Source organism: Alitiscatomonas aceti, from assembly GCF_025567195.1.
GTDB classification, from domain to species: Bacteria; Bacillota; Clostridia; order Lachnospirales; family Lachnospiraceae; genus Alitiscatomonas; species Alitiscatomonas aceti.
Window position 1 is genome coordinate 30185 of the sequence record NZ_JAOQJF010000007.1, and the last position, 26526, is coordinate 56710.

Sequence of the window (26526 nt, forward strand, 5' to 3'; positions counted from 1 at the left end):
GCAATCACCCCTGTCTGTGTTCTAATTGTTCAGCTATACCCAACGCTATTCCTTTTGCCATAAGAGGAGGCACAGCATTACCAACTTGAACAAATTGTGCTGTTCTTGGTCCTTCAAAATAATAGCTATCAGGGAACGACTGAATACGAGCTGCTTCACGCACAGTAATGGAACGGTGCTGTTCTATATCGGGATGAATAAAATAGTGTCCATCCTTTGAAAGGTGTGCAAGTACCGTATGACAGCAAGACTCATCTCCCTCAACTACCTTAAAGCGATCCACAAAAGAATGTCTATTTTTGTGCGTTTTCAATTCCTCAGGTAAGTCGTTATAATTAAGGCGCTTGTGTCCATCATTCCATAGCTCTATTGCTCGTTTGTATATTTCAATATCCCGTTCTTTATTAGGACGACTCTTATGAAGCGTGAGGACATCATCCACTGTTCTAACTTCTGTCTCAGATACACACTTGCTCCATGTTTTAGTTCTGTATTCGGATGACCCAAGACCTGGCTTTAATTTAGGAAGGTCGGACAGCAAATCATTCACAGTAAATGGGCTTTCCTTTTTCAAAAACTCCGGATATGCCATCCCGCTGTTTTTTAACCAGCCAACAATTATCATTCTTCGGCGATTCTGCAAAACTCCAAAGCTCTTAGAATTTTGCTCATGCCACTCTATCTCATAACCAACTCGCCGAAGATATTTTTTCAAATTTTTAAAGGTTGTCCCCTCATTTGCAGATGAAATACCCATCACATTTTCAAAAACAAACATTCGAGGCTGATAGCGTTTCAAAACTCTCGCATACAATTTATAAAGCTCATTTCTTGGATCTTCAGACATTGGATGATCCATGTGACTACTCTGGGCACGTCCAACAAGTGAGTATGCTTGACAAGGTGGTCCTCCTATTACTACATCTACGCTTTGCATATTGCGAAGTTTCATAATCCCATCTATTGTCTTAAAAATTCCAGGAAGCGTATCATTCGACATTGTTTCACAGATTACTGTTTTTGTTATTCGATTAGGTATCTTTTCCAAAAAAGCGTCGCGTGTTATTTCCCCACGTAAATACTGATAATAAATATCTAACTGTTTAACTTGCTTCAAATAATAATAAGCACTTCTTGTAACTAATGTTTGCGCTGCGAACGAATTCATTTCTACATGAGCAATAGGATTAAACCCTGCTTGAATAAAGCCTTCAGAAAGCCCACCGGCTCCCGCAAACAAATCTATAAAATTATACTTGCCCTCGGCGGGGATTCTATTCGGCATAATGATTCTCCTACTCCATTTTATTTTTCTTGTTCAAAGGTAAGCCAACTACTTTCAATCGGTTCATAGTCGACATTATGCATTTCACAAAATTCCTTTATTTGTCGCATTGTAGAGATGTTAGGTTTGCTTCTTCCGGTTTCCCATCGACTCACGGTTGTTAAATTGACACTAAGTTCTTTCGCAAATGCCTCTTGTGAAAAAAACAGGCGTTGCCTTGTTCGCTTTATAGTCTCTGCAAATGTCATATTGGTCGTCTCCTTGTATCTAAATGCACATATCTACCGCATTATTTTAGCATCAATTAGGCGTTTGGTCAATGAGTCAAACTCTTCTGCAAGCAGGGCTTTCGTGACACGAAAGCGATTTTCTGCTTGTTGGGGAAACTCCCCAATCCCCATAGAACGCTGCCTGCGGCATCGGGCTGCGCATCCGTTCCGGATGCTTCAACGGCAGTTCCTGCCAAAGAAAAAAGCCCGGTGCAGCATGAGCATTACACCCACACTGCACCGGACTTTCCATCATCGACTACTCTGTCTATTTTCTTCTTCCTGCCGCACTTCCTGCTCATGCATCTGCTCTTTTTTCTGCTCGTCCTCTTTCAGGATTTCCTGCACAATCTTCTGTGCCACAAGCCAATCCTGCATTTCCGATTTGGTCTTGCGGTACTCTGCATAGGAGCTTTTCTTTCGTTCCAGAAGCATTGCATACTCTGCGTTCAGCTCGCTGATGCGCGGGAGCTTTTTGTCAGAACCGTTCTCTTTCTTATAGGCATCAAACGCCTTTTTTGCTGCGCTGCGCAAGGCCAGCATATCCCGATGGGCTTCATAGAACTCCCGGTCGTAGCCGGATGCTTTATACGCAGCAAAAACATCTTTTGTCTTGGCATAATTGATTAGATGCTTCCTCAGTACCGACACTTCCGACATCCGTGCCTCATCTGCTTTTACAGATTCCAGCAGCGCATCACATTTTTCAGAAATTCCATCTGCCTTTTCTTTCAGCTCTGCATAGTTCTTGATTCCATGCTCTTCCATGAACATCATAGCTTTTGCCATCTGCTTCAGATTAAAGACTTTCGCCCAACGCGCATATCCCGCGCCTTTGCCCGCCTGCATTTTGGCACGGACATCAATCAGGAACGACAGCTCTGCCTTCTGATGCACCTGTGCTGACCGTGCGTTTGTACGATTTTTCTCTGCAAATTTGCTTTTATGAACCGCATTTCCAGCAATCACTTCGCAGAGTTCTTCAACCGAATATCCTTTGCCAAGAGAGCGGAAACGAGCAAATCTGGCGTGGCCTTTTCCCCGCAGGGCAGGCTGTTTTCCATCTTTATACTCGTATCCGGCCTCCTGCAAAATTTCAATCAGTTCCCGAAAGTCTTTTGGATTTCTTGCCAATGCTGCATCAATGGCCTCGCAGATTTCATCCCGCTGCGATTTTTTCTCCGGGTATTCCGTTCTCTTCTGCCGCTCTCCATAGGGCTTCCGGATAATGACCGACAACCGGTGTTCCAGACAGACGATATCACTGAGCCTTGCCAGTGCAAGACCGGATAAGCGAAAATCTCGGAATTTTCTGGTGCTGTCTAATGTAGTCGAATTAAAAATAATGTGGTTATGAATGTGCGCACGATCAACATGGGTAGCCACGATAAAGGCATGTTTTCCCTTAGTAAAGCGCATGGCCGTCTCATATCCAACCTTGTTCGCCTCCTCCGGCGTGATTTCTCCGGGCTTAAAAGATTGCCGAATCTGATATGCAATCACATCATGCGCCTGGGTTCTACCGGTGATATGCTCATACTGCCGTTTGGAAAGCAGAAATTCTTCATCACAGGTCTTTGCGTCACAGGCATACGCGCTGATATATTTTCCATCTTCCGTCTTTGCTACATTCTCAGTATAATCAGTACGTTCAGCCAGACACTGCGCCACCGTCTTTCCTTTATTAATATGCAGCGCAATTAGTCTTGTAGCCGCCATTTTCATATTCCTCCATCTAAAAAGAGCTACCCGAAGGCAGCTCTTACCAATCTACTATTCTCATTTTAACATCCGTTCCCGGTCATAAGCTCCCTGCAAATAAACGGCCTGCTTGATGATCTCTTCCATATCGAAATAGACGCACATAATGCTTTCGTACAGCTTCCACACATTAGATTCGCTGCCGCCCACCATTTCCATCAGCTGGTCTTCCATCTTCGATTGCTCAGACTGTTTTTCCTGATAAGCAGTCTCTTCCACAAAATGATTCTCTCCATCTGTTTCCTCGTACCGTAAATCATAATAATCTTTCATAAACTGAATATCCATCTAATCTCTCCTGAACTCAAATTGTCAAAACATCCTCTACACGCTCGCACAGCCGCTCCATCAGTTCCATGATGCCGCCCGCACCAACCGCAGCTGCGAACAGCCCCATCTCAATCAGAGTCAGCAGAAACACATCCGTCCAGCTCGCCCGAACCACCGAATAGATGCCGCAGCCAAGAACGAACAGCATGACCGGCGAAAGCACCCACAGGGATAGCTGTATCAACAGATTCCAGATAAAGCACAGAAATCGCAGCAGAAACGCAACCGGCAGCAACAGAACTTTCAGCCCCAGCTTCAACAAAAAACATACGATTTTCATGGATTTCACCCCTTCGTTTTTCTTTTCATCTTCATTTTACCGTACCCGCTTGCCAAACACCACGATGTCAACAGAAAGAGCTGCAAAAAAATATGTAACGGCACAGACAGTTTCATCTGTGCCATGTGCAGTAGAAATCCCGCACATTTGCGCTGTCAGCGAATACCAGAAAGCCTCTTCAGGATCAGCTTCTGCATCTCCCAGAGTTCATCCAGCCGCTTCTGCAAATCCCGGATATCCTCCGCATAGATGCTTCCGGATTCATTGGCTCGTTTTGCGTACTGGTTCAGGTTGTTGCTGCATCGGCGAAGAAGGGTGGATACCTGCGCCACATCTGACAAATCAAGATTTACGCAGTACCCGTCCATCGCCATTTTTCTCATATAGGCACCGGTATTGCGAATCCCCAATTCCTTCTGCTTTTCACGAATCCTCGCCATCTCTTCCGGGTTTACCCGGACATTGATCCAGTGTTCCCGAACACTCATAGTGCCACCTCCTCATCATCCCGATGTGTCATCGGCGGAATGCGCCCTGCACGGTCACGCAGCTCTGCCAGGACAGACGGCTTTTCTGTTGTATTCTCACGGTCAGGATCATCATTTCCACGGTCATCCATATTCAGCAGTGCGTCCAGTTCTGCCAGTCTTGCACTCTTCTCTGCCAGTTCTGCCTCCTGGGGAAACGTTTTTCCAAGCTCGGCCTGCGCAGCTTCCTGCTGGCTCCTAAGACTGTCCAGCTGCTGTTCCGCCTTCTCCAGCCTTGCAGGAATCCCGGCAAGAGCATTATCCAAACGCTGGATATTGCCCGCAGCACTGGTGCCGATGGGCACCCGGTGGGTCATCTCGCCTTTCAGCAGCACCTGATACTCTTTCTGGAAGCTGTCATATGACAACTCCATCTTGAAACCACGGTAGCTGCCAAGCGGCACCGGCTCCAAACTCTGATTGGCTTTACAGACCGCAAGAATTACTTCACCGGCCTCGGCTTTTTCAGTAAATTGTGTGCCATTCACCTCCATACCGCAGAACCCCTCTTCCGGCAGCGGATGTGCCGCCACCGTCCGAATATCCGACTGAAAGCCCTTGATGAACCCTTGCGTTTTCTCAATCTCCGCAGGGAAATATTTCATCAATTTATCTTCCAATCGGTACTGCTGGCTCTGATGATCCGCCTTCAATACTTTCAGCCTTGCAACATCTACATCCAAATCCATCTTTTCCTTGATCTGCGGGTCTCCGGCACAAAGTGCCTTGATTTCCGCATAGGAAAGAGCCTGCTCATCCACATCATCACAGGAACGTACCGGAGATTTGCTGGTCATGATCTGACTGATAAACTTCTGCTTATTCTCCAGTGTCTGATAGAGGTAGGCATCAAAGGTTCCTTCCGTCACATACTGATAAACCTGCACTTCTTTGTTTCGGTTTCCCTGACGGATGATACGACCATTTCGCTGGGTCATGTCCGCAGGCCGCCAGCCCACATCCAGATGATGCACGGCCACCAGTCTGTCCTGCACGTTCGTGCCTGCGCCCATCTTCTGTGTCGAACCTAACAACACCCGCACCTGCCCGGTACGGACTTTAGCAAACAAATCTTTCTTTTTTGCCTCGGTATCCGCATCATGGATAAATGCGATTTCTTCTTCTGGTACGCCGGCCTGGATGAGTTTGGCGCGGATATCCTCATAGACATTGAAGGTTCCATCGTTTTTCGGTGTGCTGAGGTCGCAGAAAAGCAGCTGGGTCAGCTTATCCGACTGTCCTTCCTCATAAATCCGAAGCACATTCCGCACACAGGCGTTGAGCTTGCTGTTGGGGTCATCCGTCAGGAGAGGATTCATCAGCCGCTGATCCAGTCCCAGCTTTCTGCCGTCTGATGTGATTTTCAGCATGTTATCGACCGACGGGTCTACCACGCCGGAATGCACAGCCGCCGCCCGTTCCGAAAGCTCCGCCACCATCGCCTGCTGATGCTCCGAAGGCTGCACTACCACGGTTTCAAATTTTGCCTCCGGCACCGGCAGATGCAGCTGATCGGAAGTCTTGATATCCGCCACTTCCTTGAACATGTTCATCAGCTCCGGCAGGTTGAAGAATTTTGCAAATCTCGTTCTTGCCCGGTATCCGGTTCCTTCCGGTGCCAGCTCAATGGCCGTGGTGGTCTCGCCAAAGGTAGAAGCCCAGCTGTCGAAATGGGTCAGCCCTTTCTGCTGCAATGTGCCGTACTGGAGATACCGCATCATGGTGTAAAGCTCCGTCATGCTGTTACTGACCGGGGTGCCGGTCGCAAAAATGATGCCGCGCCCGCCTGTCAACTCGTCCATATATTGGCACTTCATAAACATATCCGAAGATTTCTGTGCTTCCGATGTGGACAAGCCTGCAACATTGCGCATTTTTGTGTAGAGGAACAGATTCTTAAAGGCATGTGCTTCGTCTACAAACAGTCGGTCTACGCCCAGCTGCTCAAAGGTAATCACATCGTCTTTTCGGTCGGTTGCCCGAAGTTTCTCCAATCTCGCCTCCAATCCTTTCCGGGTCTTTTCCATCTGTTTGATGGAGAAACGTTCGCCATTCTGGGATTTCATCTCAGCAATGGCGTTTTCGATTTCATCAATCTGGGCAGTCAAAATCCGCTCCTGCCGTTCTGCGGACACCGGAATTTTCTCAAACTGGGAATGCCCGATGATGACTGCATCGTAATCACCAGTAGCAATTCGTGCGCAGAACTTCTTTCTGCGGGCAGTTTCAAAGTCCTTTTTGCTTGCCACCAGCAATTTTGCACTCGGATACAGACGCAGAAACTCGTTTGCCCACTGAAGGGTCAAATGATTCGGAACGACAAACATGGATTTCTGGCACAGTCCCAGCCGTTTTGCCTCCATAGCAGAAGCGGCCATCTCGAAAGTCTTACCGGCACCCACTTCGTGGGCCAGCAGCGTATTGCCGCCGTACAGCACATGAGCAATGGCATTCTGCTGGTGTTCCCGCAGCCGGATTTCCGGATTCATGCCGCCAAAGCGGATATGAGAACCATCATACTCACGAGGACGGGTACTGTTGAACAGCTCGTTATACTTTTCCACAAGTTCCGCGCGGCGATAAGGGTCTTTCCACACCCAGTTCTGGAACGCATCCTTAATGGCCTGCTGTTTCTGCTGGGCGAGGGTGGTCTCCTTTTTATTCAGAACCCGCTTCTGCTTGCCGTCTGCATCCTCCACGGTATCGTAAATACGAATATCCCGCAGATTCAGCGTATCCTCCAGAATTCGGTAGGCATTGGCACGGCTGGTGCCGTAGGTCATATAGGCATGAACATCATTCCGGCTCGGTGTACTCTTGCCGGTAATCTGCCACTCTGCCGTCATGGGAGAGAATTTCACTTCAATATTTCTGCGCAGATAGAACGGCGGTTCAAAGGTTTCTTCCATAAACTGCTGGATATAATCCCGATTGACCCATGTGGCACCAAGGCGCACATCAATCTCCGACGCATCCAGGTCTTTCGGCTGTGCTTTCTTCAAATATTCCGTGTTTACCGCAAAGGCAGGGTCAGAAGCCGCAGCCAGTTCTGCCACGCGGAGTTTTTCCCGGACATTGCCGGACAGATATTCATCAGCCGTCACCCAGCCGGTTTCCTCGCCGCCCTGCGTCATCGGGTCTTTGAAAATGACACCATGCAGTTCCTGCTGGATTTTTTCAAATTCTCCCGGTGTACCTAAAAGCTCCGACATATAGGGCAAATCCACTTTGCCGCGCTCTCCGATGGAGATTGCCAGAGCCTCTGCCGGAGTATCTACGCTGGTAACAGCCCGTTCCGGTCGAATCGTCCGTTTGGTGAACATATCCGCCTTGGATTCCAGCCTGCCGTTTTCATCTACATTTTCCAGAGAGCAGAGCAGATAATAAGACGAATCTTCCGAAAAGGCCTGTGCATTTGCACGGGAATTGATAAGCCCATACTGATCGGCGAATCGGTCATAGGCTACATTCAGTTCCCGCTGTTTCTGGGCAATCGCTTTCTCCGGGTAATCGTTCAACTGATAGTCGATCAGTTCCTGCACAATGGTGCGAAGCTCCACCATGCCCTTGATCCTGCCGGTGGCTGTCGTAGAAAGGTCAGCCTTCCGCATGATGCTGTTCTCACGGAAATAAACATCCCCGTCCACCACCGCATAGGAGAAGTTCTTTACATTGGGGTCTGCCGGAATGGTTTCGCCCTGCAAGGACAACTCCTCCTCCGGTGCCAGCTCCTGTGCTTCATAATGACCGCCGATGTGCTGCACCGCCTCATGCAGCTGGTCTCCCAGATCCGCACCTGGAATCGGAATGACCGTACATTCTTCCTTGCCGTACTGGGTACTTTCCGTTGTAATCTCACCCAGCACCATTTCCTGGTGCTCAACAAAGTAGCTGTTGAGGGTAATACCCTCCGATGTCAGCCCCAGATGCACCCAATCCGGTTCGATATCAATTGGATGGTCTCTCTTTTGCAGAAAAATGATATCCGACACTACATCTGTACCGGCATTGGCACGGAATGCGTTGTTAGGAAGTCGGATGGCTCCCAGCAGTTCTGCCCGTTGCGCCAGATACTTTCGCGCGTCCGGATTCTTGGAATCCATCGTGTAGCGGCTGGTAACAAAGGCCACGATGCCACCGGGACGAACCTGATCCAATGCCTTGGCAAAGAAATAGTTGTGGATAGAAAATCCGAGTTTATCATATGGCTTATCGCTGACACGGTAGTTGCCAAAAGGCACATTGCCCACGGCCAGATCATAAAAATCACGCCGGTCGGTGGTCTCAAAGCCTGCCACCTTGATTTCTGCCTGCGGATACAGCTTTTGCGCAATACGCCCGGTGATGGAATCCAGTTCCACACCATACAGTCTGCTTCCCAGCATGGAATCCGGCAGCATACCGAAGAAGTTGCCGACACCCATCGACGGTTCCAGAATATTGCCTTTCTCAAATCCCATACCGTCCAATGCCTCATAGATTGCACGGATCACGGTAGGGCTGGTGTAATGCGCATTCAGAGTCGAAGCCCTGGCTGCGGCATATTCTTCTTCCGTAAGAGCTGCTTTCAGCTCCTTATATTCGCCTGTCCAGGCAGTTTTCTCTGCGTCAAAGGCATCTGCCAGCCCACCCCAGCCGACATAATTGGCCAGCGTTTCCTGTTCCTCCGGTGTCGCATCCCTATGCTGATTTTCTAAGGCTTTCAGCGTGTAGATGGCATCCATGTTGGCACGGAATTTCTGCTTAGGACTGCCTTCACCGAGATGAAAACTGTTGATACGGTAGTTTTCTGCATGGGTGTTCTCCGACTCTTTCTCTGAGATTACCGGCTTCTGTTCTTCGCCCAGCTTTTCTTTTCCAGGATTCAGATCAACCACCAGATTGTGCAGGTGAACATTTTTCTCATGTCCCAAAAGTCTTGCCAGATTTTCCTTGCTTTCTGAGCGGAAGATCGGATACACGGAGTCCGGGTCCCGAAGCTCCACATCAAAAAGCCCGACTTTTTCAATCGTAAATGCCTTTCCGTCCAGATACAGCGTATCGCCGACACGATAATCCGGCTGCACCGGAGCTGCCGGTTCTGGCTGCACAGTTGCAGGCTCTTTTTCAGCCTCCATGTTCCTGCCGCGAATCTTCTGCAACGCCTCGGACGCACTCACATAATCGACAAATGTCTGTACTTTTCCGTCTGAATATCCGTAATACTCTTCTTTGACATAATCCCAGATGGCAAACGCATCCTTAGAATCCGGGAAATTATCGCCGGTCATCGTGACTACAAACCGTTCATCCGGTGCATATCCAGACTCTCTGGCAAGTTCTCTGGCGTGTTCCTGCATTTCCAGCACCAGAGGATCTGTCACTGCATGAGTCGGTTCCTGTACTTCTTCAGATTCCACATCCGGGAATGGAATGTCCTGCCGCAAATTCTGCTTGCTCTGCTCAACATAGAGCCAGTCTTTTGCTTCTCGTTCCTGGATTTTTTCAATTAGCTGCTGGCGGTAGGTTTCTGCCTCCCATTCGCTGGTAAACTCCTCGCTGACACCATCCGGCTCTACATGAATGCCGTCCTGAATATCATCCCAGACCGCATAGCCAGCGTCTGTCTCCATCACGGTAAACCGCTGGGGTGCTGCCAGTTCACTCCGGGCATATACATCCGCAGCCGTATTCAGCAAGTTGTCCACATGCTCATTTCCGGTATCGTAGTGTTCCGGTGGTGTTGGCGGAAATACATGGGCGGCAGTCGGCATAGGAAGCGGTGCACCATATTCCTGCTCCAGCTTCCGATACTCTTCCATTTCCAGTGCGGTAAGATATTGACCATTTACCACAAGCCGGTCTAACCGCTTATCCACCGCCGACCATGTGAGTCGCACTTCCCGATCATGGCCATAATTGCGAAGCAGAATACCTTTTCCGTCATAATCTGCAAAACCACGACTGCCATCCATAAAGGTATAGCTGTGACCGCCAAGACCGTATTCCGCTTTCAGAAATGCAGCTCGTTCTTTCGCGTCCCCTTGCTGCTGATACAGCGCATAAATACGGATTTTTCCGCCTTCAAAATTAGAACCTGCTCGCAACATCCGGTCGATTTCATCCTCAGAAATGACAAAAGCGGAGGGCTTTTCGCTCTCCGCTTCTCTGGCTGCATTTTCTACCGCCGCATCAATTTTCTGAATCTGCTCTGCCTCGGACTGAAACAAGCTCATAAAGTTTAGCTGTTGATAAGTTCCGTCAGAATGACTTCCTCTGCCTGCGCTTTCAGCATGTTCATGTGCTGCACCCAGGCCATTTGGTTCGATTTCTTGTCCGGTGCCGGATTCGCTTTCAGAAGCTCCGCCATCATCTGCTCCATCCGTGCGGTCGCGGTCTCCTGAATCTCCCACAGGTGCGGATACAGCTTCTCGGTTAGGATCAGGTGATTGTACAGCAGCGTGTTGTTCTCCTGCAGGAACGCTCTGCGCATCCTCCCGTACTTGCCCAAGGGCTTCTGTTCCTGCACCGACAGCTGGATATCCGGAATCAGGTAATCGCCGTTCTTCGTGTAATTCAGCTCCATCATAGTTTTGGCTCCTTTCTGCCTGCTTGTCTTTTTCATGGGTTCGGATCGTGCGTTCAATTTCCCGGAAGATCTGGCTGGACATTTCGCTGACCGCAGTTCCCAGCACATTGGCGGCAGCCTGTGTATTAAAATCAAAAATATCCAGAAAATCCTCGTGCTCAAAATAGTCATCTGCATTGCCCACCGTCCGGGTAAAGACGGAATATGCGATGCTGACAGCGGCAGCTCTCTTAAAGGAAGCTCCGATGTTGAGTTCATCATATCCTTCCAGATAGGAATCTGCAACGATGTCACTGATCTGCCTGCGATTTTCCTCCCAGTAATCCCTTGCAAGGCGTTCTGCCGCTTCCATGATATGATTTTCCAGAGACCCAGCACCGGCAGGAACATCAAATGCTACATCCAGTGCGCGAATGATTGGCTGCTCATGCTCCGCATTCATTTTCCAGAGCTGTACCGGTCGGGAATTCTTCCGTTCTCCGGTATCTGCCACATCAAATACATACCGCAGTTTCGGCTGCTCGCCGCGCATGTCCAAAAGAGCAATGCCCTTGGAGCCACGCTTCACATAGCGGTTCATCCGATCATTCCAGAGATCGTACTCTGCACAGGCCGTCGCTTCTGGTCTCTGCTTATAGATCATCAGCTGCTCCGCAAAGGGATACTTATAAAGCCGCGCGGATGTGGTCAGAAACGCTGTCCACTGTTCTTTGCTGCCAGTGATCTGTGCCGCAGCTTCCTGTGCCATCTGCATATAATAAGCCGTTTTCGTCATCATCTGTCTTTTTCCTCCTCTCCCTTATTCGTCCGGATATAAATCCAGTGCCTCATATTCAGCATCCGTCATCTCTACCAGTTTCGCAAGCAGCGAGGCCGTCCACCTGCGCAGGTTTCTGTCCCTTCCGGTCAGACTTTTCTGCATCTTTTGAAGCTCTTCGATCAGCCCTGTCCTTGTGCCAGGGCTGTAAAGCATCATGAGCATCCATTCGTCATCCGTAAAACGCATTTACAACTCCTTTTCTTCGCAGCACCTGCGAGGCGGTGCAGGCAGCACCGCCTCCTGCTTTTCCTTCAGCTGATCCAGAACCGATGCTTTCTCCGCCGGTTCTTCCTTCTTTCCGTTATTGATTACGCCGTCAATCATGCCGTAATCGTCTTCCATTGCCATTTCTGCGGCTTTCAGGTAATTCTCCGGTTTCAAAAATCCGGGCAGTTCCTGGAAGCCGATGGAATCCACATAGTGACAGCTTACAACACCATTCTGCCGTAAAGCCACGATGTCAGACACAGAAAGACTATGCCCAGTAAAATCATCAGGGCGGGAAACATTGAATTTCGCATACAGTTCCTCCAACATCGTATTCTGATCCTTGTATGGAAGAAGCGGAGCCGTATACACCACCTCATAATGGTCAATATCCGGTTTCAGCCCCATCCGTTCCAGTTCGCGCATAGACGAAAAGCGTTCATATACCGTATCCTCGCTGCGGCGAAGCTGCAAAATCGCATACTGGTCAGTGGCACTGTCGAGAAATGCCATCATTCTTTCGTCCGGTGCCTGATTTCCATGCACTTCATCCCACTTTTCAATTCTTGCCATCATTCATTTCTCCCTTCTCCATAAACGGCAGTCCGTTTTCCTTTGCTTCCTGTCGCTGCTGTTCCCGACGCTTTTCACTGTAAGGCGGTCGGATACCGACGCAGCGTTTCGGAATCGTATAAGTGACCGATCCATGCTCCCGGTGCTCCAAAATAAACTGCTCCGGATACTGTTTTCGCAGTTCCCGGAGCTTCTTAATCAGCCGGCTGTCATGGGTGTAAACACTGGCCGTATCCAGTTCATTGTCAAAATTGATGACGGTTTCCTGCTCTGCCTTCGTAAGCTTATATTTCATCGCTCCGCCTCCTTCACCTTAGCAGCTTTCACCGGCGTATCCGTTCTGGAAGACAAATCCGAGAGTTTACCCAGCACAGATTCCCGTCTGCTGATTTCTGCATCCTCTGCATGATCACAAAGTTCATCATAGTCAATCCGCGTCATGGTACGTCCACCGAATCCATAATCCGAAAGGATCTGGTCTCTGGCTGCATTCATGCTGATTTCCGGGTTGTCGATCTGGCCACCGTCAATTTCCGTGAAGTCCTTATGATATAAGGTATAGTCGTAACCGTCCTCACAGGTCTGAATGGCAAGAAAGCCCTTGCTTCCCAAATCCCATGCGCTGCATTCTTCCGTAATCAGCGGCTCCGGGCGGCATGTACCGCCACCGCGTTCCAGCATTTCTGCCAGCTGACAGATGTGCAGAACATCATACCCAAGGCGCAGATGATATTCGTCCATATATTCGCAGCGAGCTGAGAACTTCCGATTCGGATACTCAATCTCCACCGCACTGCCATCCGGAATTTTGAACCGATCCTCGTAGCTGCTGGTGATAAACCGGATATTTTTAGCATTCTCCAGTTCAGGATCAGCCTTTTTCATCTGCCAAAGAACTTTTCTGCCGCCGCGCATCTGCTCCAGCATCTCCGGGGCTACCGGCGCAACGGTAAGACCGTCCAGCTGGGGAATCTCCTTGAGTGCTGCCACCCTCGCGCTTTCTTCCAGCGTAGAAAACGGCTGTTTATCCAACACATCCCAGCCAATGTGTCCCTCGGCAATCTGCACCTTGCTGTCCATATCAAAACAATGAAATTCCACGCCGTCCTGCTTTTCCTGCAAGGAAAGCAGAGCGACATTATCCACCAGATAAGCTGCATTCATCATTTTCATGCTCATTTTTTACCTCCAAACTCCAGCTTAAATGCTGCTGCACCGTCCTCGCCGGTCTCTACATGAACGGTTGTGTCATAGTAACGATTGGACTTCCTGGAATAGCAATGGGTAAGCCGTGCTTTTCCCCGATTTACCAGTTGCTTTGCCAGTTCCTCTGTCATCTGCTTTCCCAGTGTCTGAAAAAACCTGTTTTCCTTCCAGAGCGCAAATTTACAGCTCTTATCCCTGCAAAACCATCCTTTTGCCGTTTCGCAGACATCACTGCCGCAGGCGGGACAGGAACCAATGACCTTGCGTTCCGGCTGCATCAGCACATCGGCTCCTTTTACAGCCTCGTAGGTTTTAACAAGTCCGCTGACCATGCTGCTGATTTCGCCCATAAAGGCATCGCTGTCATACTCGCCGTGTTCTATTTTCAGCAGTTTTTCCTCCCAGTCTGCCGTCATGGATGGAGACTGAATCTGTTCCGGCACCACCGTCACCAGCGCATTTCCCTTGTCCGTAGAGCAAAGGTATTTCGTTTTCTTATCACCCCTACGCTCGATAAAGCCTTTCTGCACCAGTTTTTCGATGATGGCAGCGCGTGTAGCTGGTGTGCCGATACCTTTTCGCTCTACACCAGCCGGAAATTCATCCGAGCTGGCACTCTCCATCGCTGAAAGCAGAAGAGCTTCTGAAAGCTTTTGTCAAGGGGGTGCGTGGATATTTTTTATATTATTTACGCAGATTCTCTCTCTGCTTCTGCCTGAATAATGCGTTTCAATCTGTCCTCAGCAGTCAAACCGCTACTATGGTCAAAAAACACTTTGACTTTATAATTTGTTTTGCCTTGCTTAATCACAAAAACTCCATCCGGTTTGTTTTTCTCCGAATGGTTATTTTGGGTGGGTAGTGTACTGTTCATAATATTTGTCATACGATAATCCTCCTTGAATGAAAAAAGCCCGACAAGGAAAGGTCTGACAACGAAGTTCCGACAACGGACATCAGAAAACCTTTTTTCTTTATCGGGCGATACTATCTTTTTACTATTTCCTTTTTCTTTATAATATTGGTTGTCATGGTTGTCAGAAAGGGAAAAGTGCCGCAATATCAAGGCTTTCGGGATTTTTGCCCGACAACCAGACCGACAACCGGCTCGACAACCGAAGCGACAACGGACTTTTATTTTTGCTTTAACCATTCTTCCGGAAGCCCTAACTGTTCCATTTCCTCTGTCGGGATTTCCTGAAAACCATCCATGCTGTTGTCAGGCTCGTTGTCGTTCCTGATACGCTCCCAGCCCTTTTGTCTGCGGTAAGGCTCTGGAAAATATCTCGGATTGCTGAACGCCCTCCAGCCTGTGACAGCGTTATTCATAATGTCGTTGATCTCTCGCAGCTCCCATTGTTTCGGTTCGTCATAATCATGCCCCAGTGCTTCCTTGTAAAGCTGCTTAGAGCAGACTATGCTGCCGGAATAGCGTTCCAGATAGTCTAAAATCTGTCCTGCCTTTGTGTCCTCCGGCATAAAATCCTTTTGGTGGGCTTTCAGATAATCGTTCATAGCCGGACTGAATCTCAGACGGAAATTGCCGCTTCTGTAAATCTCCATAGCTTCTGCCCACATCTGATTGATATACTCTCTGGAAGCCTGTTCATCTGCCAAAATATGAACCTCAGCCCTTTCAGGATAGACCATAACCGGAACGAAGCGGCGGTTGCCTGTTCTGTCAAGGGGAAGAAAGTCAAGGGTATTAGAAGAACCTCCAAACACACATTGTCGTTTTCTGTCTGACGGATGTGTTTCATAGGGTATCTTATAGGTTTCCTTTTGGCGGCTCAGAAAGGACTTGATTTCTTCAATGCTCTTAGCGTTGGCGGTTGCAATCATTTCCGACATTTCAATAATCCAATGCCCCTGCATTTTGCGGTACACATTTTCATCATCCAGCTTTTTCAAGTCATCAGAGAACCAATCATCATTGACCGCAAGCAAACGGAAGAAAGAGGACTTTCCGGCTCCCTGACCGCCCACAAGGCAGAGCATTACCTCAAATTTGCACCCCGGCTTAAAGGCTCGTGAGATAGCTCCCAGCAGAAACAACTTCAATGCTTCATAGGTGTAATCATCTGTATCAGAACCGAGAAAACGGTGCAGACAGAAGCGTATGCGTTCCGTTCCGTCCCATTGCAGGGCATTGAGAAAATCACAGACAGGGTGGTAACGGTTTTCATTAGCAATAACCGCAACTGCGTCTATGATTTTCTTCTCTACGGTCAATCCATAGTTTTCTTCAAAATATAGGAGCAGATATTTCACATCCACATCTGTCAATGTCGGGCTGTCACGATACCAGCCGAGGGACTTCACAATGTCGATTCTTTCGGTCAGAAGATTTTTTCGGATAGCCCCTTTCAAAAGTGGGTCATATTGCAGAACACGCTTATAATTTGCGGCAGTATTATAAACCTTACCTTTCTCGCTCTGCTCTAAGCTGTTTCGGATTTCTTCTACTGTACATGGTTCTGTCTGCTGACAGTTCTGCAATTCGCTGTTCAAGTTTTAACACCTCCTTTCTCTGTTCTGCCACAAGTGCTTTTCGTTCCTCCAATGAACCATACAGAAGAATATCAAGCAGATATTCGATATAGTTCTTCCTATGCAGTGCTTCTGCAAACAGGGGATTCCATTCCTCATCCGGCTGTTTAGGAGCGTATTTCTTTTCCCATTCTCTAAGAAGATGAAAATAATCTGTCAGCACCTTGTAGCAATGATTTTCTTCTTTTTGATATTTCTGCTCCGGTGTCGGCTCACGAATACGAGGGCGGACACTGGGCTTTTGTCGGCTGTCATAGTTAAGACCAAAATCTTCAGCAAGTTTGACAGCAGCTTCCCTCAGCCCGATACCGAATAGCTTCGCTGTCAGATCAACAGCATCTCCGGTTGCTCCGCAGCCAAAACAGTAATAGCGTTCATCCAGCTTCATACTGGGGGACTTATCCGAGTGAAACGGACAACACGCCATACCTGTGCGACCCACTTTCAAGCCATAGGCTTCTGCGGCTTGTCGGGCAGTAACATTTTCTTTTACAATTTCAAATACATTCATGTGACTCCTTTCCTGAAACGAAAAAAGCACCTGTCATTTTCAAAGTGAAAACAGCAAGTGCCTTAGAGTTCCATATCCTGTTTTATGCTTTTCGCTTGATCTATCCGGCTGACTTCACGCTCTGCAATTTCTTTCTTTTTGCGGCTCAACTGCTCTATAATGGAACTTTTGGCTTTCTTCTTGATTTGCTCCGTTCCGGCTTTTTTGACCTCCGGCTTCATCAGCGTGGTTTGAATTTTCTGAATGGTTGATTTCATAGCGTTTGTGATTCTGGCAATTACTCCATCCAATCGTTTCACTGCATACTCAACTTCTTTCTTTGAAGCCTTACGCTCAGGGGAGAGAACCCACGCCTTAGACTGCTCCACCAGCTTAATATCCTCCTTGTGCGTTTCCAGTTTCACAGTATCAGCAACGACCTCAACCGCCTTGTCATAGGCAATATCGGCAACCTCGTCCACCAGAGCTTCCACATCTTCAATCTTCATCGTGAGTTCTTCTAACTTTTGCTCCTGTGCTGCCAGTTGCTCCTTTTGCTTGAAAAGAATATAGTCCTGTTTTTCCAGATAAGCACGACCACCATATTCCGGTTCTTCTTCCAGTTGTAAGCCATGCTTTTTCGCCACATCGAACAGCAGCACTCGGCAAGCTGAATCGAAAGTCATCTTGCGGTTATTTTTTCTTCCGACAGGCTTCTCCGGTTCCGGCAGTTCAAAACCCAGTGCTTCCAAAGCCTTTTCCTGTTGTGGGGCAATCTCCCCATATTGATTTTCACAGTCAAACACATGACGCTCGTGAATATGAGGGGTGCTTTCATCCAAGTGCAACGCCCAATTCAGGATATGGACATGAGAGCCGAAACGCTCATTTACGATTTCCATAAATTCTGTGACGATCTCAATGAGCAGTTCCGGCGGAACATGATTATCAAGCGTTCCAATCTGATAGACCGTTTCCTCTGGACAGGTCTTTTTGCTTTTGAGCAAATCTCCGGTTTCCTTATTTCTTTCAGGGTGTCGGTTTTTCACATTTCTTTCGTTCTGTCCGGTCACAAAATCACGATACCGCTGACGATAAAAAAGCTGTTCCACATCTTCAAAAGTGGCAGACAGCTCATTTTCCTTTTCGGGATTTTTGAAATTGCGGAAGCCATTGTAACAGTCCCAATAGAGATTTTGTTTGGCTCGTTCTTCGTCAATGTGTTCGCTGTTGGCAATGTCAAAACTGCGGTCATTGTGCTTCGGATTATAAACGCCATTCTTTCCGGCTCGTCCATTGTGCCTTGTTAATTTCACATGAGTTCCTCCTTTTCTTTTTGATTTCCCCGACAGGGGACAAGGGCAGCGAAGCTGATTCCTTGCGGCTTTCTGCGTCAAGTAATACCCAGTACTAAGTGGCGAAACGCCACTTAACTGGGCAAGGCTGCCGCCCTTGACCTGCACAGGGATATTGCATTCCCTGTACCCATGCACAAAGGGTTGCACCCTCTGTACTCCCGCCCGAACAAACTGACTTCGCCCCGCCCCAAGCTCCGTCAGTTCCTTCGGTTTTACAAAACAGTCCACCGGACTATTTTGCAAAAAGAAAAACCGACGCATGATCGCTTTACGCTCAATACATCGGTTTCTTCATCTGACCTTAACGGTCTTATTCAGTTGTGACAGATTACAAATAGTCTGCAAATGGATAAACAAAAACGACCAACTATGTAGCTGAACGTTCTTGCGTGGTTGCCTTAAAAGTAGTTGATAAACACCCTACTCTTGAAAAGCTCGTTGTCATTTACATCTATTATTTTTGAATAGAAAAATTCCTTTATAGATGATAAAAGGAATTGAACCGATTACTCCAGCAAGTGTATAAATCGGGAAAGTAACAAATCCAATTATAATTTTAGGTGCGATAGGAGTTAGCCATTTCTTAACTAAACCGCTATAAAAAATCAAACCTGTTGGTATTCCAGCAAAAAGCAATCCAAAAGAAAGAATACTTCTTGTAAATCCTAATGGTTCAGGAACAGACATATTTTGACTTTTCCAAAACGCAATGTACTCAGGGTCACTAAGCTGATTCATTTGATTAAGTGCTACAAAATAACCAAGTACACAACCAATAATTAAAAATAAACATATAAGCAATATTTGTTTCAACTCTTTTTTCATATTTCATCTTCCTTTACAGTCATATTCAGTTGTCTAACATCGTACTGTTATAAAATCTATATCATTTACGATTTTTCTTATGCTGATTTTCCCAGTAAGATTTTACAGGGATTCTTCTTCTCTCTATATCTTCCATAAATTCTTCTTTATCGATATTACTATCAATGGTAAATAGCTTTTCCCCATTTACATATACACGCACAGAACCTTTTTTTCTCTCGCAGTAGGTAATATCCTCAAAACGAAAAGTTCTCTTTTTTCCAAAAGTTGACCGCCATGTGATTTCATCTCCGTTCACTTCCAGTTTCCACATAATCATATTCAATGAGCCTATAAAAAACACAACAAATGCAATGCCAAATACCAAGGGAGCAAATATATCATCCTGTTGGATAGCACTTGCTACAGTACAACCTCCTGTAAATAAAATTCCAAAAACAAATATAATAGTCAATGTTTTCTCTGTTTTTATTGTATAATGCGTTCTAATTATTCCCTTTTTCTGTTCTTCCTCTCGTTCTTTAGCTCTCTTTTGTTGAAGATTTACAAGATATTTCAAAAGAAGAAGTACAACTAAATAGGGACCTATTTGTGTAATTATATTAAAACACATTCGTAAAAAATCATTCATTTTTGCCCTCCATAGTTCCATATATATAAAAATGATTGTTTGAAATCGAGTATTAAAAACCTCAATTTTTCATATCTCATTATACTTCATCAACTTAAAGAATGGAAGAAAAAATTTTGTGCACAGAGTTCCTGTTCAAACCTTGTAACGCACATTTCTGCAAAATCCATAGTCCCCGATACTTTCCTCACGGGTGATATACAGTCGGAATTCTGTCAGCTCATGAAATAAGAAAAACCGAAGCATGATCGCTTTACGCTCAATACATCGGTTTCTTTATCTGACCTTGACGGTCATATTCAGTTGTGGCAGATTACAGGTAATCTACAAATTTCCCAAAACAAAATAGGATATTTATTTTTATTCTATTCAACTACATACCCATATTCTGTGTGTGGTAAATACCTTACAGTTATCTTATCTCCTAAATCGCTACCTGTTCCCCAATATTTTAATGAATGTTCTTCTCCAGTTTTCTCATCTCTAATATGTATTCTTCTTTCACTATTAGAGTTTTCTCCTGACATTGCACCTTGTGTAACTTCTCCGGTAACTTCAACTAAATTGTTAGATAGTAAATAAGGTATATCCAAGCAACAAGGAACAGTTATAAATATACCGAGAATCAATAACCCAACAACTGCCATCACATTGATTATTTTTTCCCATTTTTGATATTTTATTTTTTCTTCTTCATTGACAGCCTTTCGTTTTATAAACTTCCCATTTTTCTTTCTATGCAATACATACATAATTAAGACTATAAATGATACTATAATCACTCCAAAAGTTCTAAACATCAATAATGCCATAAATTTGTACTCCTTTCAAAGCGACACGCTATTTATTAACAGCTTTATCAGCTAATCTTTTATCTCCCCATGGCGTTTTCAGCATAGGCTCATTATCAATAATTCCTGCTCTTAAAATTTCAAGGGGTTTTTCTAATTGTAAGATGTTTTTATTATCTATAATAATAGCAGTTTGAAATTCCTCAAAACTTTCAAAAACTCTGTCTTGAAATATAAAAGATATATTTTCTTTACATTCCTCTGCGTTAGCAGGTAAAACACAGGAACCCATCACATATTTTTTCTCATTATAGGAAAACTCAATAAGAGTAAAAGCCATATCATTATCATAATCAGACTTGATAATTTCCATTAGATCTTTTGCTTCAATAATGAGCGTTGGCTTTTCATTTTTCTTAAAACCAAACATGAATAACACCTCCAAGAATTAACTTTATCTTATTTTTCATTATACTTCATCAACTTAACGAATGGAAGAAAAATTTGTGTGCAGAGTTCCTGTTCAAGCCTTGTAACGCGCATTTATGCAAAATCCATAGTCACCGATACTTTCCTCACGGGTGATATACAGTCGGAATTCTGTCAGCTCATGAAATAAGAAAAACCGACGCATGATCGCTTTACGCTCAATACATCGGTTTCTTCATCTGACCTTGACGGTCATATTCAGTTGTCTAACATCGTACTGTTATAAAATCTATGTCATTTACGATTTTTCTTATGCTGATTTGCCCAGTAAGATTTTACAGGGATTCTTCTTCTTTTTATGTCCTCCATAAATTCTTCTTTGTCAATATTACTATCAATGGTAAATAATTTTTCTCCATTTACATATACACGCATAGAACCTTTCTTTCTCTCGCAATAGGTAATATCTTCAAAGTGAAAAGTTCTCTTTCTTCCAAAAGTTGAACGCCATGTGATTTCATCTCCGTTCACTTCCAGTTTCCACATAATCATGTTCAATGAGCCGATTAAAGAAACAATAAAGAAAATACTAAAACCAATTGGTGGCAATAAATCATCTTGTTGAATAGCACTGGCTACCGTAGCTCCCCCAAAAAGAAACACCGCCAATACAAAAAACATAGTAAGTACTTTTTCGGTTTTTATTATATAATGCGTCCTAATTATTCCCTTTTTCTGTTCTTCCTCTCGTTCTTTAGCTCTCTTTTGTTGAAGATTTACAAGATATTTCAAAAGAAGAAGTACAACTAAATAGGGACCTATTTGTGTAATTATATTCAAACACATTCGTAAAAAATTATTCATTTTTGCCCTCCATAGTTCCAGCTATATAAAAATGATTGTTTGAAATCGAGTATTAAAAACCTCAATTTTTCATATCTCATTATACTTCATCAACTTAAAGAATGGAAGAAAAAATTTTGTGTACAGAGTTCCTGTTCAAGCCTTGTAACGCACATTTCCGCAAAATCCATAGTCCCCGATACTTTCCTCACAGGCGATAGGCAACGGTCAAAACATCAGGTCTGCACCTGACATTTTAACCACATATCAGCCCTGATTATCACATTATCCCTGCTGGCTGTTCAGCCCATGCTTTTTCGCATATTCGCTGGCTTTCTGTCTGCGTTCCTCACTGTAAGGCGGCAGGAAACGGATAGACAGACGGGACTTTGCCAGCTCATAAGAAACACCGCCTTGAACATTGGATTTTTCCAGTCGGCAAAGGTCAGGGTACTTCTTAGCAAAAGCAGCCAACCTCTTTTTCAATCCGGCGTTGTGGGTGTAGATATTTGCCTTGTCCTCGCCCTCATTAAAGAGAACGATTGTTTCTTTCTCAATCTTCGTCAGTCTCGTCATAGCAGCCCTCCCTATGGTTTTTCAACACACGCAGCTTGCAGTAAAAGCAGCGATACCACCTTTCAACACCCTCAGCACTCAGCTTGACGGAAAGCATATAAAACAGCTTCTTCGCCACTGGATCGGGTGCAAGGGCAGCTACCATACGCAAACGCTCGACAGTTGCTTTCAGGTTCGGACAGCCAAAGGCATAAAGGGCTTCCATTTCATTCCGGTTCATCTTCATTGTGTTTTCCTCCTTAAAGTTTGATAAATGAAAAGCGACAGACACTTCATAAGGAAATACCTGTCGCTTCGTTTACGATACAAATTTGTTGGTTTTGGACTTGATAAAATCAGCAGTAAATCATTTCCTGTCTGATGATTTCTTCGGCTCGGTTACGGATAGAGTTCATGGACTGTACCCACAACATCTGATTGTCTGCTTTCATGGTTTCGGTCACGCCCTCGGCTTGTTTCATCTGCTCAATGATAAGGCTGCACCTTTCCGTTGCCTGTTCGTCCAGGTCAGCAAGGTAAGTATGCAGTTCGCCGGATAAACAGAGGGCAGAGAACCTTGTAGGGCGGTACTGCTCCAAATATGTCCTGTGCAGTCTGCCCCACATACCGATAGGGCGGTGTTCCTCCGGTAGCTTCAAGTCCGGCACATAGTAATCGCCCACAAGAACATAGTCCAGACCGTTGCTTTTGTCATGGATTCGTGATTTCAATTCTGTCATGCTATTTTTTCTCCTTTCACTTTTTGCCGATTTGATTTGCTTGTGACGTTCTGTTCAACACACACATTGCTATCAGAACTTTTTTCTTCTGCTATACGCTCATGCTCCGCAAATTCTTTTGATTTCTCACGAATCTTTTTCATATACTTACGATTGGATTCTCGTTTTCTGCGAAGTCGTTCCGCCTCTTTTTCAGCAGCAATCCTTTCTTCCTCTGTTGGTTCATGCTGCTCCACAGGTACTTGAAATTGCCCGACATAGTTAAGATATATCTCCACCTCTGTGGTGCGGTCTGCACCTTTTCCTTGTGGCTCGTGAACCAGAATTTTGTCGATAAATTCATTTATCATGGCAGGAGTAAGTTCTGTAATGTTCTCATACTTTTTGACCAGCTTTAGAAAACGCTCCACATTATTTTGACCGCCTATAATCCGTTGCATATCAGCGGTGTCAGTCTCAATAATCTTGTTCAGCTCGTTCTGCTCATTTTCATAATCAGTAAGCATACTCTGAAAAAGTCTGTCCGGCAATCTTCCAATCACATTATCTTCATAGATTTTCCTGATAAGCATATCCAGTTCGTGGACTCGCTTCTGATTTCTTTCAATGCGTTTTTTTACAGTTTCAGAAACAGCAATATCTTTCATCTCCGATTCTTCTTGCAAAGAATAGACAAACTCCTGCTCATTCAAAGAAACATAATGGCAAGTTTCCTGTATGGTTTTTAGAATGATGCTTTTAAGTGCTTTTGTTGAAATATGGTGGCAAGTACAATGCCGGTCATATTTCTGACGCCCAAGATTATATGTGGAACATTCATAACAATCTGCCGGATTGGAATAACTTGTCCTTTTTTCTCCTTTAGCAGTATAATATATTCTTTCTCGCCCTTTTCGTTCCCTGTGATTATACATTGGCGCACCACAGTCAGCACAGTAAATCTTTCCGGTTAGAACATTAGGCTCGCCCATAGGATCTGCTTTTCTTACATTCTGTCTTAACTTTTGAGCAAGCAGCCATGTTTCTTCATCGACAATAGGCTCTTGTGTATCATCAAAAACCACCCAATCTTCCTTATCTGCCCTTTTCGTCTTTTTGTCCTTATAGGAATTTTTGAATGTCCTGAAGTTGACAGTCTTTCCAATATACTCTGGTCTGGCAATCAGAGTAGTAACCTGATTTCCTCGCCACATATACGGATTTTCTTTGTCATAATTGCTTGCATGATTTCCAAGTCCCTTTTTTCCAAGATAATAAGAGGGTCTTTCAATTTTTTCTTCTGAAAGTTCTCTTGCTATCTGATAAGGTCCTTTTCCCTCAATAGTCATACGATAAATTCTGCGGACTACTTCAGCAGCTTCTTCATCAATAATCCAATGGTCGGGGTTTTCGGGGTCTTTCAAATAGCCGTATGGTGGGATATTACTTGTATGAGCGTTGCCGGAAGAACCTCTGGATTTCAGTACAGCTTTAATTTTCTTACTTGTGTCCCTGACAAACCACTCATTCATGATATTCAGAAAAGGGGCAAACTCACTGGTTTCTTGACGGTCACTGTCAATACCATTATTGATTGCTATAAATCGAACTTCCTTTTCTCTAAACAGAATGTCAGTGAAAAAACCTACTTGCAGATGATCTCTGCCAATTCTGGACATATCCTTGCAGATACAGGCAGTGATTTCTCCGTTTTTAACACCTTCAACAAGTCTGTTCCATGAAGGTCTGTCAAAAGTTGCTCCACTCCAACCATCATCGGTAAAATGAACAAGATTCGTAAAGCCATGTTTTATAGCATAATCTTCAAGCATTTGCTTTTGATGAACGATACTATTACTCTCGCCAGCATTATCGTCATCACGAGACAGTCTTTCATACAAAGCAGTAATGCCATTGCTTCTATCTTTTTTTCTTCTCATGCTGAACTCCTTTCTTCAATTCCTATCCACTCCTTACGCTCACAAAATATCACATCGGTAAATCTCTTAGGCGGGCTGGTCTTGCCCTCTTTCAGATCGACACCGGCAAGTTCCAGTGTCATGCCTTCCGAAAGTATCGGAAGTTCACCTGCCTCTGCATTCTTCTCAGCATCTTCAACTGCCTTTCCTGCATATCGCCTCCAGCCCATATCCGTGACTGTTTTGCCTTTCGTGCGGAACTTCTGACCGGCGCACTCGGCTTCTACTATGGTCTCTGCATAGCGGCAGGGAGTGCCTACCGCGCAAATCAGCCGCACCGCCAGCATGGTAAGAATCGCCTGTTCTCCACTGGGAAGAGAGGAAATGTCATAACCCGCCGCTGTTTTTGTAGGGATAATAGCATGGTGATCGGTAACTTTCTTAGAATTGATGACCTGCGCTGCATTCACCGGTGCCGGTACATCCGCCTGAATCTGAAAGCTCTGCTGGATCACAGAAACAAGTTCCGGCACCAGCGGTGCCATATCATCCGTCAGATACCGGCTGTCGGTACGGGGATATGTCACGAGTTTCTTCTCGTACAGAGCCTGTGTGTAATCCAGGGTCTGCTGGGCAGTGAATCCCAGCTGCCGGTTTGCTTCTCTCTGAAGCGATGTCAGATCAAACAAGGCCGGGGGCTTCTCTGATTTTTCTTTCTGCTCCACCTTGGTAATGATGGCACTACCCGCCTGACAGCACTCTGCCACCAGTTTTTCTGCATCTGCTTTTGCTTTCATCCGCTCACCACCCGCTTGAAAATCCCGGAATTTCAATTCTGCCGAGTAGAACGGCTCCGGCTTGAACGCCCGGATTGCTGCATCTCGCATAACCACCATCGCAAGCGTTGGTGTCATCACGCGCCCCACATTCAGGGTCTGCCCATACAGACATGAAAAAAGCCGGGTGGCGTTGATTCCGACAATCCAGTCGGCTCGCTCCCGGCATAAAGCCGCCTCATATAAGGCATCATATTCTGTTCCCGGTCTGAGCTTCTGAAAGCCTTCCCGGATAGCACTGTCCTCCATTGATGAAATCCAAAGCCGTTCCACCGGCTTTTTGCAGCCGCACTGATGGTAAACCAGTCGGAAAATCAGTTCGCCCTCACGCCCTGCATCGGTTGCACAGATCAGACTCTCCACATCTTTCCGCTGCATGAGCTTTTTCAGGATTCCGAACTGCTTTTTCGTGCTGGCGGACACCTGATACTGCCAATGTTCCGGCAAAATCGGAAGATCATCATACTTCCACTTTGCATACTTTTCATCATAGGCTTCCGGCTGGGAAAGTTCCACCAGATGCCCCACACACCAACTGACAAGGTAGCCATTGCCCTCCATATAACCGTCCCCGCGCTGATCTGCCCCGATCACTTTCGAGAGACTCATGGCAACCGAGGGCTTTTCCGCTAATACAAGCTTCATTCGATACTGCTCCTTTCGCAAAAAAATTAGCAGCCAGGCACCGAAGCGCATGACTGCTATGTAAGGAACGGTATTCTGTTTTAGGTCTACAAACTGGAAGCTGTCTCTT

The 26526-nt window shown here is 45.8% G+C and carries 27 protein-coding genes; all 27 read right to left on the reverse strand.

Annotated features, from left to right (window positions below; all coding sequences use genetic code 11):
- Nucleotides 1-4: 4 nt before the first annotated feature.
- The 27 genes from OCV69_RS04890 to OCV69_RS05025 all read right to left on the reverse strand — a co-directional run bounded on the left by OCV69_RS04890 (nt 5) and on the right by OCV69_RS05025 (nt 26417).
- Entirely contained in the window at nt 5-1285 is a 1281-nt protein-coding gene (locus OCV69_RS04890) for a DNA cytosine methyltransferase (protein WP_158358169.1), read from the reverse strand.
- A 20-nt stretch (nt 1286-1305) separates the two neighbouring features.
- The gene (locus OCV69_RS04895) at nt 1306-1533 is read right to left on the reverse strand and encodes a helix-turn-helix domain-containing protein (protein ID WP_119297759.1); all 228 of its coding nucleotides are present in this window, start codon (nt 1531-1533) and stop codon (nt 1306-1308) included.
- Nucleotides 1534-1806: 273 nt separating this feature from the next.
- Nucleotides 1807-3273, reverse strand: a complete 1467-nt coding sequence (locus OCV69_RS04900) for a relaxase/mobilization nuclease domain-containing protein (protein WP_262563009.1) — start codon at nt 3271-3273, stop codon at nt 1807-1809.
- 60 nt (nt 3274-3333) lie between these two features.
- Entirely contained in the window at nt 3334-3603 is a 270-nt protein-coding gene (locus OCV69_RS04905) for a hypothetical protein (RefSeq protein ID WP_008396502.1), read from the reverse strand.
- Between the two features lie 16 nt (nt 3604-3619).
- The gene (locus OCV69_RS04910; RefSeq protein ID WP_158358165.1) at nt 3620-3925 is read right to left on the reverse strand and encodes a hypothetical protein; all 306 of its coding nucleotides are present in this window, start codon (nt 3923-3925) and stop codon (nt 3620-3622) included.
- A gap of 155 nt (nt 3926-4080) precedes the next feature.
- The gene (locus OCV69_RS04915) at nt 4081-4413 is read right to left on the reverse strand and encodes a plasmid mobilization protein (RefSeq protein ID WP_158358163.1); all 333 of its coding nucleotides are present in this window, start codon (nt 4411-4413) and stop codon (nt 4081-4083) included.
- Nucleotides 4410-10667, reverse strand: a complete 6258-nt coding sequence (locus OCV69_RS04920; RefSeq protein ID WP_262563016.1) for a DEAD/DEAH box helicase family protein — start codon at nt 10665-10667, stop codon at nt 4410-4412. The genes OCV69_RS04915 and OCV69_RS04920 overlap by 4 nt, the downstream gene beginning before the upstream one ends.
- Before the next feature lie 5 nt (nt 10668-10672).
- Nucleotides 10673-11410, reverse strand: a complete 738-nt coding sequence (locus tag OCV69_RS17175; protein ID WP_331485639.1) for a TnpV protein — start codon at nt 11408-11410, stop codon at nt 10673-10675.
- A gap of 409 nt (nt 11411-11819) precedes the next feature.
- Nucleotides 11820-12026 (reverse strand): transposon-transfer assisting family protein, encoded by a 207-nt coding sequence (locus OCV69_RS04935; RefSeq protein WP_158358159.1) that lies wholly within the window; start codon nt 12024-12026, stop codon nt 11820-11822.
- Nucleotides 12027-12620 (reverse strand): YodL domain-containing protein, encoded by a 594-nt coding sequence (locus OCV69_RS04940; protein WP_158358209.1) that lies wholly within the window; start codon nt 12618-12620, stop codon nt 12027-12029. It abuts the gene before it with no gap.
- The gene (locus OCV69_RS04945; protein ID WP_158358157.1) at nt 12607-12915 is read right to left on the reverse strand and encodes an immunoglobulin; all 309 of its coding nucleotides are present in this window, start codon (nt 12913-12915) and stop codon (nt 12607-12609) included. Before OCV69_RS04945 ends, OCV69_RS04940 begins: the two co-directional genes overlap by 14 nt.
- A complete protein-coding gene (locus tag OCV69_RS04950) occupies nt 12912-13799 on the reverse strand; it encodes an LPD16 domain-containing protein (protein WP_158358155.1) in 888 nt (295 codons plus the stop codon). Before OCV69_RS04950 ends, OCV69_RS04945 begins: the two co-directional genes overlap by 4 nt.
- Complete coding sequence (locus OCV69_RS04955) at nt 13796-14449, reverse strand: DNA topoisomerase (protein WP_262563012.1); 654 nt, start codon at nt 14447-14449, stop codon at nt 13796-13798. The genes OCV69_RS04950 and OCV69_RS04955 overlap by 4 nt, the downstream gene beginning before the upstream one ends.
- Nucleotides 14450-14514: 65 nt before the next feature.
- Entirely contained in the window at nt 14515-14712 is a 198-nt protein-coding gene (locus OCV69_RS04960; protein ID WP_054330662.1) for a hypothetical protein, read from the reverse strand.
- 248 nt (nt 14713-14960) lie between these two features.
- The gene (locus tag OCV69_RS04965; RefSeq protein ID WP_158358153.1) at nt 14961-16337 is read right to left on the reverse strand and encodes a virulence-associated E family protein; all 1377 of its coding nucleotides are present in this window, start codon (nt 16335-16337) and stop codon (nt 14961-14963) included.
- Nucleotides 16249-16887, reverse strand: coding sequence for a CHC2 zinc finger domain-containing protein (locus OCV69_RS04970; protein WP_158358151.1), 639 nt, complete (start codon nt 16885-16887; stop codon nt 16249-16251). The genes OCV69_RS04965 and OCV69_RS04970 overlap by 89 nt, the downstream gene beginning before the upstream one ends.
- A gap of 62 nt (nt 16888-16949) precedes the next feature.
- The gene (locus OCV69_RS04975) at nt 16950-18485 is read right to left on the reverse strand and encodes a serine/arginine repetitive matrix protein 2 (protein WP_262563013.1); all 1536 of its coding nucleotides are present in this window, start codon (nt 18483-18485) and stop codon (nt 16950-16952) included.
- Nucleotides 18486-18665: 180 nt separating this feature from the next.
- Nucleotides 18666-19049, reverse strand: a complete 384-nt coding sequence (locus OCV69_RS04980; RefSeq protein ID WP_158358149.1) for a hypothetical protein — start codon at nt 19047-19049, stop codon at nt 18666-18668.
- 61 nt (nt 19050-19110) lie between these two features.
- Complete coding sequence (locus OCV69_RS04985) at nt 19111-19680, reverse strand: DUF6560 family protein (RefSeq protein WP_262563014.1); 570 nt, start codon at nt 19678-19680, stop codon at nt 19111-19113.
- 365 nt (nt 19681-20045) lie between these two features.
- The gene (locus OCV69_RS04990; RefSeq protein ID WP_003023134.1) at nt 20046-20492 is read right to left on the reverse strand and encodes a hypothetical protein; all 447 of its coding nucleotides are present in this window, start codon (nt 20490-20492) and stop codon (nt 20046-20048) included.
- Between the two features lie 28 nt (nt 20493-20520).
- A complete protein-coding gene (locus OCV69_RS04995; RefSeq protein WP_003023131.1) occupies nt 20521-20901 on the reverse strand; it encodes a hypothetical protein in 381 nt (126 codons plus the stop codon).
- A 293-nt stretch (nt 20902-21194) separates the two neighbouring features.
- Nucleotides 21195-21764 carry a DUF6560 family protein gene (locus tag OCV69_RS05000; RefSeq protein ID WP_035393633.1) on the reverse strand — a complete coding sequence of 190 codons (570 nt, stop codon included), beginning with the start codon at nt 21762-21764 and terminating at the stop codon, nt 21195-21197.
- A gap of 264 nt (nt 21765-22028) precedes the next feature.
- Nucleotides 22029-22319 (reverse strand): hypothetical protein, encoded by a 291-nt coding sequence (locus tag OCV69_RS05005; protein WP_005930793.1) that lies wholly within the window; start codon nt 22317-22319, stop codon nt 22029-22031.
- On the reverse strand, nt 22297-22545 hold the full coding sequence (locus tag OCV69_RS05010; protein ID WP_005930789.1) for a hypothetical protein: 249 nt from the start codon (nt 22543-22545) through the stop codon (nt 22297-22299). The genes OCV69_RS05005 and OCV69_RS05010 overlap by 23 nt, the downstream gene beginning before the upstream one ends.
- A gap of 109 nt (nt 22546-22654) precedes the next feature.
- Entirely contained in the window at nt 22655-23038 is a 384-nt protein-coding gene (locus tag OCV69_RS05015; protein WP_005930786.1) for a TnpV protein, read from the reverse strand.
- Nucleotides 23035-24957, reverse strand: coding sequence for a recombinase family protein (locus OCV69_RS05020; protein WP_158358145.1), 1923 nt, complete (start codon nt 24955-24957; stop codon nt 23035-23037). Before OCV69_RS05020 ends, OCV69_RS05015 begins: the two co-directional genes overlap by 4 nt.
- Nucleotides 24954-26417 (reverse strand): DNA topoisomerase, encoded by a 1464-nt coding sequence (locus OCV69_RS05025; RefSeq protein ID WP_158358143.1) that lies wholly within the window; start codon nt 26415-26417, stop codon nt 24954-24956. The genes OCV69_RS05020 and OCV69_RS05025 overlap by 4 nt, the downstream gene beginning before the upstream one ends.
- Nucleotides 26418-26526 lie beyond the last annotated feature (109 nt).